This window comes from Leptospira ellinghausenii (assembly GCF_003114815.1).
Lineage (GTDB): Bacteria > Spirochaetota > Leptospiria > Leptospirales > Leptospiraceae > Leptospira_A > Leptospira_A ellinghausenii.
This window is the reverse complement of sequence record NZ_BFAZ01000003.1, coordinates 142,554-154,233: the sequence shown is the minus strand read 5'-3', so window position 1 is coordinate 154,233 and position 11,680 is coordinate 142,554. Positions and strand designations below refer to the sequence as shown.

Below are 11,680 nucleotides of genomic sequence, written 5' to 3'. Positions count from 1 at the left end.
TTTATATGGAAGATAAAAAACTTCTAAAAAGTTTCAAACCACTAATATGGCTTTTCTCAGGATGGAATTGTACGCCAAATATATTATCCTTCTGGACAGAGGCTGTGATCTTTGTTCCATAATCACACCAAGAAGAGATAAATTTTGAATCGCATTCGAAGTGATAACTGTGATCAAAATAAAAATGAACATGATCGGTGTTATTTTTAAATAATGGTTCGTCCTTTTCGATATTTATATCGTTCCAACCGACATGTGGAACGGGAAATTGATTATTGGTATCAATTTTTTTAACTTTTCCTGGAATCCAGTTAAGACCTTCGTGAAGTCCATTTTCATCTGAACTTTTTGCAAAGAGTTGCATACCGAGACAAATTCCAAGGATTGGTTTTTTCTTCACTAGAACTTGTTCATTTAAAACCGATACTAATTGCCTTTTTGCAAGCTGATTACAAGCTTCATCAAAAGCACCAACGCCAGGAAAAATGAGAGCATCCATTGTCTCAATCTCTCTTTCATTGTCTGTGATCAAAACTTTTGAATAATTTAAATAAGAAAGTGCATTGAAAATGGAGTAAGTATTTCCAACACCGTAATCAATGATACCAATTTTGAGTTTGGAATTCAAAGTCCCACACCTACCGTAAATTTCCGTTTGTATTCACCCAGAGATACTTTTTCAAATAAATCCTTATTGACTGATTGATCGACTTGTTCCCAGAATTCTCTAACTGAGATGCCTATGTAATTTGCAAATTTTTCAATATAATACGGAGAACAGGTTCCATCATATTTTTGAACCAATGAAATGCCCTCCTCCCGAGTCATTAATCCATTTCGTATTTCTTCGTTCACATAATCAGTGATACGTCCAAAACCAAACTTTAGGTATTTGATCATTTGATTGAAAGTAACAAAATCTTCATCTAACGAGGTAATACCGTAAGGATCTCCGATTTCCCAAGGTTTTTCATCGCGAATATCTAACCCACGGAGAACAGAATAGTTCCCATTATTCAAAAGTGACCAATCCTTCCAAAAGTATCCAAGGAATGTAATCCGCAAGTTTGCTTGTTCCATTTCCTCTGGGCTCGGATAACAATACTGGAGAATTTGATTTTTCTTAATTTCTTCAGAAAGAAGCCAAGTTATATCCCCTCCATTCAAAGTATTCATTTTCCGAAGGTTGTTTCCATCACTTCCACTTTTTCCCAATATGGCTGTTTCACCCAATTGTAATGCAGAATTTTCCCCCCACCAGATAAGTGGGATCTGGTAGGCAATTGCAAATTTGGGAACACTGCTAAATAAAGCCAACTCAGTAGAACGGAAACTATTGGTATACTGCCTAAAACCTTTTCGCTTTAGGTCTCTCCAAATCCCAGGTGCAGGGTTGATCGTAACACAATCAAAACCATGAGAAATCATATTGGATATATTTTGGACACCTCGCTGTGTGACTTGCTCCGGAGGATAACCAAGGGAAACAAGAAGTGGCTTCATTTTTAAAGTCTCTTTAACAAAGAGAGCTTGTCTTAAACTGTCTTTCCCACCACTAACGCCAATGATACAATCATATCCTGAATGATTGTTTGCCTTTCCGAAATTAACAATCGATCCCAGTTCCTTTTTACGGTCCTCCCAATCTACGTCTTTTAACGATTCATGGTATTTACATGCAGGACAGATCCCATCACTATGAAAGACAGAATTTGGTCTTGTATCAGGTTGTAGGCAAGTTTTACAAAATTTCATTTATTTTTAATGTTGTAATAGATAATTTCTAACATCTATATTGTTTCTAATTCGAAAACTAATATGATTCATTTGATTCATCATAAACAGGACTCCTTATCAAACAATAGAATTTTAAAGGATATTTTTTGCCATTGAACTAAATGGAATTAAAGGCAAGTCCTTCACCCCAACATCTCCCAACTTAAACCCGTTCCCCTCTTCACATCTTGATTCACTCTCTTACCAATCACTATATCAAAAAACTTAGGTGGTAACCCAAGACCTGGCCGAATGCTTCTCACATTATTTTCTGTGATCATATCGCCAACTTTCATATCTTCCACGACATACAAAGACCTTCGAAACACTAACGATGCTTTTTCTTTTTCAGTAGGTCCGTAATTAATCTTACCCAAAGCTTGCCATGCTCGTTCCGTTTCAATGACAAGTGCTTTCATTTCCTCAGGTTCCAGCGAAAATGTAGAATCGACTCCTCCATCTTCCCGATTAAGAGTAAAATGTTTTTCGATAACAACCGCACCTAAGGCAACGCTTGCCACAGAAACCCCAATCCCCATGGTATGATCTGAGAGCCCGATCTCGCATTGGAAGAGTTCGCGCATATGGGGAATTGTGAGTATATTTGTCGTCTCGGGAGTTGCAGGATAAGTACTCGTGCATTTTAATAGAATAATTTGTTCGTTCCCCGTGCTTCTAATAGTATCCACAGCCTCAGCAATTTCTTGCACAGTTGCCATTCCAGTAGAAACAATAATTGGTTTACCTGTGTTTGCTACCTTTTTGATGAGAGGAAGATCTACGTTTTCAAACGAAGCAATTTTGTAAGCAGGCACATTTAATTCTTCCAAAAAATCAACTGCGGTAAAATCAAAGGGACTGCTAAAACAAAGAATTCCTTTCTCTTTACACCTGTCCATAATTGGTTTGTGCCATTCCCAAGGAGTATATGCTTGTTTATAAAGATTATGAAGTGTCTCTCCTTTCCAAAGGCTTTTAGGATCGGAAATAAAAAATTCACCCTCTGATTTATCTATGGTAATCGTATCTGCAGTATACGTTTGCAATTTGAGTGCATGTGCACCAGACTCTGCTGCCGCGTCCACGATCTCAAAAGCCCGCTCAAGAGAATGATTGTGGTTGCCAGACATTTCAGCAATGATGAAAGGCTTATGATCTCTTGATATTGAAACATTGGATATTTTTATCATAGGTTAACCGAGTTTTTTTTGAAAAATATATGTATTTTGGTCATAATCATTTTGTAAAAACTGATTAGACAGAAAGCATTTAGCAGATGCAATATTCTGTTTTTTTACTAGACCAAAAACAAAGATGCTATTATGGGGAATTCTTGTAATTTCAGATAGTCCTAATCGGATAATTTCTTTTCCAAGTCCTTTTCCTCTTTGACTTGCCGAAATAGAAAAATTAATTTTGAAACCATTTTCCGATAAATCGAATCGAATGACTCCAGAGGGTTGCCCAGATAATTCCAAAATATACCAAGGAAGACCCTCGTTTATTTTCTTTTGGAACCAAATTTGATGGCTCTCAAAATCAACCATTTGATGATTGAAAGAATTTTTTCTAACTTCAGGTTCATTCAACCAACCAAACAGAAGTTCGCAGTCAGCAATCGAAACAGGTCTGAGGTGAAGGTCCAATTTTTATACCTAATCGATATACGTGCTATGAAAGAAATTGTTTTTCAGCATCTCTACTAGTTCTTTTGGTTCGCTTACGACTTGGCCTTTTTGAAACTCCACAAAACCACGAATATTACCTTCTTGATTCTCTGCAGTTTTAATCATCACCATCGGAACTTTACATTGATCCAATTCATATGTGGTCTGCCCACCTGCAGTAATCGCAAAATCCATTTGGATCATTAAGTCGCGCATTTGAATGGCGGAAAGATTTTTGTAAAAGAATGTATTGTTATTAGATAGCTCTTTTAATTTCATTTCGTTCGTAAACCCAGGACCAACAACCAAATGTTTTTCTATTCTGGGAAAGTTTTTTACTAACAGAGAAAGGATCTCTTCGGAAAATAAATGCGGATCGCTACCACCGAGTGTCACCAAAATCTTCTGGGGAGGATTGTTTTTCTTTGGGATTTCAAATTTTTCTCGAAAGGGTTTTCTCAGTAAAACCTGGTCTTTACCCGTTAAAATTTTGTATTTTTTAGTATTGTATTCTAAATAAAGACCTGGATAACCTGGATTCAATATTGTGGACTGGGTGGGATAGTCAAGACGGCAGTCGTCATCAATGCAAATAAGTTCAGAGCAAAAATCTTTTAAAGTATTATAAATTTCTAATTCTGCTAAGTAAGAATCCACATAAAAGATTAATTCACTTAGGTCTGTTATTTGGCGATACTCATCCAGGAAATTTTTAAGCTGATTCTTATCTTTCCAATTGATGAACTGAACCTGGCATGGAAAACTCCAATTTGACGATGTATGATCTGTATGTAATATCATTTGAATGGAAGATTCACCCTCTTCCAATAGTTTTTCAGCAAGAGCAGTACACCTACCCAAATGACCAAGTCCTGTGGTAAGGAGTGCTTCTGTGAAAATCAAAGTAGGCATTGTAATATTTTTTGAATTATTTATGCAAGGTCAGTTCATACTACTGATCATCGTGTATAAAACTTCGGCTCTCTCCCAATCGTCCTGTGTGTCTATATCTTGGACTCTCCATCTCGGAAGTTCAACAATGGAAGACCAATTGTCAAATATCCGTTTGCCTTCAATCCAAGCACTTGGTTTTCCAAAATAAAACTGCCCTGCATCATGGAAGGCTTCTGGCAAATCCTGGGAACGAGTACCAAAATGTTCCGGAAAAAACATTTCTATTTTACCATCGGTATCTTTTTTAAAACCTCGAAAGATGGGAAATCCAAAGGAGGTGGCAGAAAATACATATTCCCATCCCCCTTCACGGAAACTCTTTTCAGCACTGATTAAATCATTTTTTAAAATAAAAGGAGCAGTGGCATAAATACAAGCTACACATTCGGTAGAAATGCCTTCCTTTATCATCCATTGTATGGCATGTCCAATCACAGGAATCGTTGCTGTCTGATCGTCAGACAACTCTTTTGGTCTCATAAATGGCACTTCAGCACCATAGTGCCTGGATACTTCTGCAATTTCCAAATCATCTGTTGATACAATCACTCGGTCAAATAACTTCGATTGGATGGCAGTTTCTATCGAGTAGGCTATCATGGGTTTTCCATGAAACAATTTGATATTTTTGCGAGGGATTCTTTTACTCCCTCCCCGGGCAGGAATGATACAAGTATTCACTAAAATAGAACCTGATGCCCAATGGGAGTAATCAAAGTTTCTTTCACTCGTTCCATATCCTCATTCGTTAACTCTGGATATATGGGAAGACTGATACATTGATTATAATATGATTCTGCATTTGGGAAAGAAGAAGGCAAAAACGAATATTTTTTTTGATAGTATGGTTGGCGGTAAATCGGAATGTAATGTACGTTTACAAGGATTCCCCCTGCTCTCAAACGTTCAAACACTACTTTGCGATCAGCCAACATTTCTTTTTCTTTTACCTGAATCACGTATAAATGTAACGAGGAACGATTGTATTCCATTTGCTTTGGTAAAATTAAAGGAAGATCAATTAATATCTTATCATAATAGTTTTTAATTTCTTGCCTTCTCTGAACAATCGAATCTAATCTTTTTAATTGTGAAACACCTAAAGCAGCTTGCAGGTCATTCATTCGATAATTATAACCAAGGTCAATTTGTTGGTAATACCAAGGACCATCAGGAGGTTCTGTCATTTCTTTAGGGTTTCTTGTGATTCCATGACTTCTAAGTCGGTAAATGGTATTTGCCAATTCGTCATCACTAGTTGTACACATTCCACCTTCGCCAGTGGTAATAATCTTCACAGGATGAAAACTAAACACAGTAATGTCACTGAACTCGCAGGAACCTACTTTATGATTTTTGTAAGTACTACCTATTGCATGGGAAGCATCTTCGATAATTCTGAATCCAAACTCTTTACTTAATGTGGAGATTTTTTCCATGTCACAACTCTGACCAGAAAAATGCACAGGGATTACCACTTTAGGAAGTTTGTTCTCTAACTTTGCTCTTTCTAATTTCAAAGAAAGTGCATCTACCGACATATTATATGAAACAGGATCAATATCCACAAAATCAACATCTGCACCGCAATACAAGGCACAGTTGGAACTTGCAACAAAGGATATGGGACTAGTCCATACAATATCACCAGGGCCTACATTCAGGGCTAAACAAGCCAGATGAAGGGCTGAAGTGGCACTATTTACGGCAATTCCGTTTTTAACACCGACATACTCGCATACCATCTTTTCAAACAACGGCACGAGTGGTCCTTGTGTAAGAAAATCAGATTTTAGAACCGACACTACTGCATCGATATCCGACTGATCAATACTATGTCTTCCATAAGGAATTTGGTTTTTCATGTTTGTTGGATCACTTTCCCTTCGGATAATTCAATTTTTTGCTCGCATCCATCGATCGTAGACAACCGATGGGCTATTATGAAAATCGTAATCGATTTATCTAGCGAATCAATTGATTCCATAACTGCTTTTTCCGTGTCGTTATCTAAAGCACTCGTTGCTTCATCTAAAAAAATCACTTCCGCATCTTTGTATAATGCTCTTGCGATACCTATTCGTTGCCTTTGTCCACCAGATAGTTTTACACCTCTCTCTCCGACAAATGTATCATAACCATCTGGTAACTGCTCGATGTGTTCAGATATTTGCGCTTTCTTCGCTGCAATTTTTAATTTTTCAAAATCGATTTCTTCTTTTCTATAACCAAAGGCAATGTTTTCGGCAATGGAAGAATCTGACAAAAAGATATTTTGCGGCACATGTGCTATGTTGTTTTGCCAGAGTCTTAGATTTTCTTCATTCAACTTAATTCCATCTACGTGAATATAACCTTTGGAAGGCACAAGTAGCCCCATCAGCAAATCCATAAGTGTACTTTTTCCACTTCCCGTTTGCCCAACAATTCCAACCCTACTTCCTTTAGGAACTGTTAAACTCACATTTGAAATCACTTCTTTCTTAGATTCCTCATAACTGAAACTTATGTTATCAATTTTTATCTCATGTTTGAAAGTTAATTTTCCAAGTTGTCGATTTGAATTCTCCATCTGAATCGGTTGATTCAATAATTCTACAACATTCGACAAATTTTCCCGACCAGCTCTTAGATTTGACCAAGAATAATAACTTTGTTGTAAAATAGGTAAAACCCTTTGCGCTGCAATGGCGAGTGACCCCAAAATGGGAAGTGCAGACATTAGTGAATCAGTTGATCTTCCAAAATGATAGGCAAATATTCCGATCAATGCCATACCCAGTGACTCTACTACATATCTCGGACTGGCACCATAATAATAATTTTCTGCTGAAGCCTTTCTATAAAGTGAATCCGAAACACGGTAGGTATTCAAAAAATAACTTTGTGTTCCATCTAACAAAATATCGCGAATCCCACCCATACCTTCCTGGAGAGATTTCTGAACAGTGGTTAAATTTTTTGTTAAAATTTCTCCATTTTTTTGGAGTTTAGTTTTTGAATACAATGCAACAAAAATATAGAGTATTATAAAAAACGAGAATGAAATCAAAGTAGTCTTTGTATCTATCACCAACAATCCAACAATGATAAATAATAAAATTACTACCGAAGAAAGCAGAGTTAAAATGGGAGTGACAATCTGAGTGACAACGCTACTGGCCTTTGACGTAATTCCAGTGATCACCTCTGCACTATTTCGGTTAATATGCACATAATAAGGTTGAAAAAGTGTTCTTTTGTATATTTCGTAACTGATGTCTGCACCAATACCAAATGACAATCTAGTGGTGGCATAAATCAATAAAAGTCTCATTGCGCCAGAAACTAAAGACGTAAGTATAAACCCAGCAGTCACATAAACCAATACTGACAAAGGATCATTTACTTCTAATACCTTCCACAAAAACTGTAGTTCTTCCAATTTAAAAATCTGTATGGGATTGGTAAGAGCCCCTAAAAAAGGGAATACTGCTCCTATACTGAAAATTTCTGCAACAGATGTGAAAATTATTAAAACGAACAGTAAAAACAATTGCTGTTTTCTACGCAGCTTAATTGAATTCCAAAAACTAAGATATAGTTCATCTAAAACCACAATAGAGAATTTCACAGATTTATCCTATCCAACCATCCTTACAACTTCCTCTGCTATCGCAGGAGAAGAGGTAAGCCCAGGACTTTCAATCCCTAACAAATGGATCCAGTTCGATTCTTTATGAATCACGAAATCCTTTACAGCTTCTCCATTCAAAAACAAACGAGGTCTTAATCCTACATATCCCGCACTCAAATCTTCTTCTTTATAAAAATCTGTTATCTTCCTTAACGACTCAAAATAAACGTTTCTCGATGTGATTATATTATAATCATCTTTCGAGAAAGCCCAGTTCGAATTGGGACCTGCGTATGCATCTCCTCCCAAATGGAAAGTATAATGAACACCCAATGCCGTGGACGTTTTTAATGGTAATGGATAAACTAAAGTTTCATATGGAAGTTGTTTGTTTAATCGAAAGTATTCACCCTTATTAGGTTTTATTTCATACTTATGATTCATTAAGTCATTTGAAGCTAATTCGTCTGAATATAATCCACATGCATTAACAAAATAGTCTGCTTCAAGCTCTTCTTTAATATTTGATTGTAAGTCCAGAGCAAATACTCCACCGTCCTCTCGAATCACTTTTTTGTTCTTCAAGATTTTTACACCGGCCTCTTCTCCCAGTTGCCATAATACTTTTAGATAAGTAGGAACGTCAACAATACCTGTTTTTGGGATCCAAAGTGCAGTATTGCCCAAAACATGCTTCCAGTGATAACCTGGATTAGACTTAAGTTCTAAGTCAGGGATTCCTAATCGATTACCATTAGCAAAAAGTTTTTCGATTTCAATTTGTTTGTCTTTTTCATCTTCAATTGTATCTGATAATCCCGTCGTTATTACTTTGCCACAAATGGAAAACGGTATCTTATTTTTTTCGAAAAAAGGAATCGCAACTTCATAACCGCGAAAACAAAACTTTGATTTCAAAGAAGTTTCGTCGTAGTAGATTCCAGAATGTAAAACTCCAGAATTACGTCCACTGATACCGTCACCTGCATTTTCTGATTTTTCGAATACATATACTTCGAATCCAGCTTTTGCCAAAAGATAAGCGATCCAGGATCCAATGATTCCAGATCCAACCACAATTACCATCCCCTAAACCACCTTCTCCCATTTCCCACCACAAAAAAAACCAATCAAGTTCTCTGCTGCTTCCCTCTCCATATCTTCCCTACAATCATTGGAACAAGAACCCATATGTTGGGTTAGAATTAGATTTTCCGATCCCACTAACGGTCCCTTATACGGCTCTTCTTCAAATACGTCCATTGCCGCAGCGGAAATTAAGTTCTCCTCTAAAACTCTATACAAATCCTTTTCGTTAACAATACCACCTCTTGCAGTATTGATTAAAACTGCATTTGGTTTCATTAATGACATTGTTCTGTAGTCAATTAGATTTTTATTAGCCTCTGTTAGAGGAACATGGATTGTAATAGCATCTGAACTTTTCAACAGAACTTCAAGTTCCACTTGCCGAATTTCTGTTGGATTCCAATTTTTACCTAGAGATAAATTCAACTTATGTATGCTAGATGAAACCTGATTCAATTGATGGATCACTTCAGTTTGGTCCATTAAATCGCAAACTAGAATTTCTTTTGGCAAATACCCGAGAAGATGCGAAGCCACTCTCTTTCCAATCCGTCCAAACCCTAAAATACCGATTGTCGAACCACCAATTCTTTCTCCGTATGGTCTTGTCCACTCACCTTTTCGGATTTCTCTATCCGCATATGTTACTTTTCGCATCGCATCCACGATTAAACTGACAGCTAACTCAGATACTGCGGGAGAGACCGCATCAGGAGTATATGCCACAGAAATTCCTTTCTCTTTACAGAGTTCAAGAGGAACACTATCGAGACCCACTCCAACACGAGAGATGAGTTTTAATGATTTTGACTCTTCCACTAAAAGTGTTAGATCTTCAGTCCCGGCAATCAGAGCATCAAAGCTTCCTGCTGCCTCGGCTACTTCATTTGGTTTCATTTTCCGGCCGAATGGATTTACGGTCACTTGAAAGCCATTCGAGATCAATAGATCCATGGCTTTAGGGATTGTGCGGCAAAACGGAAAGGTAGAAACAAAGACAGATTTCATCGGGATCAATCATGAATTAGCGGGAATTTAAGAATACATACAGAAACATATGATTGTTCAAACAACACTAGGCAAGTTACGTAAGAATTCCTTTTTGGATAAAATCTTTATACGCGAAACTAACTCCATCTTTTAGCTCAACCTGGTGTTTCCATCCCATTTTGTGGAGTTTGGATACATCGAGTAATTTCCTAGGTGTTCCATCTGGCTTTGTTAGGTCAAAAACCAAATTTCCTTGGTAACCCACAACTTCCTTCACTGTTTCTGCAAGTTCTTTGATGCTCACTTCAATCCCAGAACCAACATTGACATGTTCACCACCTTTTGGATCTCCTGTTACATCGTAATTATCCATTAGAAATACGCAGGCCCTTGCCATGTCTTCTGAATACAAAAATTCGCGAAGGGGTTTACCAGTCCCCCAAATCACAACTTCGGGTAACTTGTTCACTTTTGCTTCATGGAACCTTCGAATGAGTGCAGGTAACACATGTGAGTTTTCAGGATGGTAATTATCCCCTGGGCCATACAAATTTGTTGGCATCACTGAGATAAAATTTGTACCATACTGACGATTGTATGATTGGCACATCACAATCCCTGCAATTTTTGCAACCGCATAAGGTTCGTTTGTTGGCTCTAATTTACCATCTAAAAGTTGGCCTTCGTCCATAGGTTGTTTGGCAAATTTAGGATAAATACAAGAGGATCCCAAAAAACAAAGTTTTTTGATTCCATAACGGTATGATGCATCGATGATATTATTTTGGATTTGTAAGTTTGAAAAAATAAATTCTGCAGGATAGGTATTGTTTGCATGTATCCCACCTACTTTTGCGGCAGCAAGGAATACATACTCAGGTTTTTCTTTTTGAAAAAATTCTAATACTTGGGACTGGTTTTGTAAATCCATCTCGGCATGAGATTTACCGATTACATTCAAGAACCCATTTTGGTTTAGAATTTTAACAATAGCAGATCCAACTAAACCTTTATGGCCTGCTACATAAATTTTGGATTGTTTTTGCATCATAATATGGTATTTATTTTGTTTTTTTGGCGAGATCGATTCACGGTATCGAAGCCATCAGTTACAGTTAAGATTCAAAATTGATTGTTTAACTTAAACTTTCCAAACTCTCACCTAACTTCTCTACTTCAGCACGAAGTGCTTCGTATTCTCTTTTTTTCTTTTCATAAAAATGAAGAGTCATCCTAGCTTTTTCTTCGATTCCTTGTGGTGTGAGTAAATATGTGTACGCAAGTTTGTTTTTATTATTACGAAAATTATTCATCTTGATGAGCCCTTTGTCGAGGAATGCCTTCAAAATATAATTCACCTTTCCTAAGCTGAGTCCCAACACATCAGAAGCATCTCTTTGTGATAAATTAGGGTTCTCATCAAGTAATTGGAGTAACTTGAGGTGGTGGTCACTGTATTCGTATTGTTCTTTCATGGAGGAATCTGTGCCCGTTTCGGACACCATAGTGGAAAAGGAAAGCCACGTTTTGGATGGACCCCAGGCATAGCTTCGCCCCCTGAGTCCCATTCTTTGTCAAAATGTGTTCA

The 11,680-nt window shown here is 37.1% G+C and carries 12 protein-coding genes; all 12 read right to left on the bottom strand.

What is annotated here, in order from left to right; translation table 11 throughout:
• Position 1 precedes the first annotated feature (1 nt).
• Entirely contained in the window at positions 2–628 is a 627-nt protein-coding gene (gene hisH, locus DI076_RS02970; RefSeq protein WP_108958545.1) for an imidazole glycerol phosphate synthase subunit HisH, read from the bottom strand.
• A complete protein-coding gene (locus tag DI076_RS02965) occupies positions 625–1,755 on the bottom strand; it encodes an N-acetyl sugar amidotransferase (protein ID WP_108958544.1) in 1,131 nt (376 codons plus the stop codon). Before DI076_RS02965 ends, hisH begins: the two co-directional genes overlap by 4 nt.
• Positions 1,756–1,919: 164 nt before the next feature.
• Positions 1,920–2,966 (bottom strand): pseudaminic acid synthase, encoded by a 1,047-nt coding sequence (gene pseI / locus DI076_RS02960; protein ID WP_108958543.1) that lies wholly within the window; start codon positions 2,964–2,966, stop codon positions 1,920–1,922.
• 3 nt (positions 2,967–2,969) lie between these two features.
• Positions 2,970–3,422 carry a GNAT family N-acetyltransferase gene (locus DI076_RS02955; protein ID WP_108958542.1) on the bottom strand — a complete coding sequence of 151 codons (453 nt, stop codon included), beginning with the start codon at positions 3,420–3,422 and terminating at the stop codon, positions 2,970–2,972.
• Positions 3,423–3,431: 9 nt separating this feature from the next.
• The gene (locus tag DI076_RS02950; RefSeq protein WP_108958541.1) at positions 3,432–4,355 is read right to left on the bottom strand and encodes a glycosyl transferase; all 924 of its coding nucleotides are present in this window, start codon (positions 4,353–4,355) and stop codon (positions 3,432–3,434) included.
• Between the two features lie 30 nt (positions 4,356–4,385).
• The gene (gene pseF, locus DI076_RS02945; RefSeq protein ID WP_108958540.1) at positions 4,386–5,078 is read right to left on the bottom strand and encodes a pseudaminic acid cytidylyltransferase; all 693 of its coding nucleotides are present in this window, start codon (positions 5,076–5,078) and stop codon (positions 4,386–4,388) included.
• Complete coding sequence (pseC, locus tag DI076_RS02940; RefSeq protein WP_108958539.1) at positions 5,078–6,262, bottom strand: UDP-4-amino-4,6-dideoxy-N-acetyl-beta-L-altrosamine transaminase; 1,185 nt, start codon at positions 6,260–6,262, stop codon at positions 5,078–5,080. Before pseC ends, pseF begins: the two co-directional genes overlap by 1 nt.
• Complete coding sequence (locus DI076_RS02935) at positions 6,259–7,932, bottom strand: ABC transporter ATP-binding protein (RefSeq protein WP_245918236.1); 1,674 nt, start codon at positions 7,930–7,932, stop codon at positions 6,259–6,261. The genes pseC and DI076_RS02935 overlap by 4 nt, the downstream gene beginning before the upstream one ends.
• Before the next feature lie 87 nt (positions 7,933–8,019).
• Positions 8,020–9,099, bottom strand: a complete 1,080-nt coding sequence (locus DI076_RS02930) for an NAD(P)/FAD-dependent oxidoreductase (RefSeq protein ID WP_108958538.1) — start codon at positions 9,097–9,099, stop codon at positions 8,020–8,022.
• 3 nt (positions 9,100–9,102) lie between these two features.
• Positions 9,103–10,116, bottom strand: coding sequence for a phosphoglycerate dehydrogenase (locus DI076_RS02925; RefSeq protein ID WP_439957262.1), 1,014 nt, complete (start codon positions 10,114–10,116; stop codon positions 9,103–9,105).
• A 70-nt stretch (positions 10,117–10,186) separates the two neighbouring features.
• On the bottom strand, positions 10,187–11,140 hold the full coding sequence (locus tag DI076_RS02920) for a GDP-L-fucose synthase family protein (RefSeq protein ID WP_108958676.1): 954 nt from the start codon (positions 11,138–11,140) through the stop codon (positions 10,187–10,189).
• Positions 11,141–11,228: 88 nt separating this feature from the next.
• Positions 11,229–11,567, bottom strand: coding sequence for a MarR family EPS-associated transcriptional regulator (locus DI076_RS02915; RefSeq protein ID WP_108958675.1), 339 nt, complete (start codon positions 11,565–11,567; stop codon positions 11,229–11,231).
• Positions 11,568–11,680: the final 113 nt, after the last annotated feature.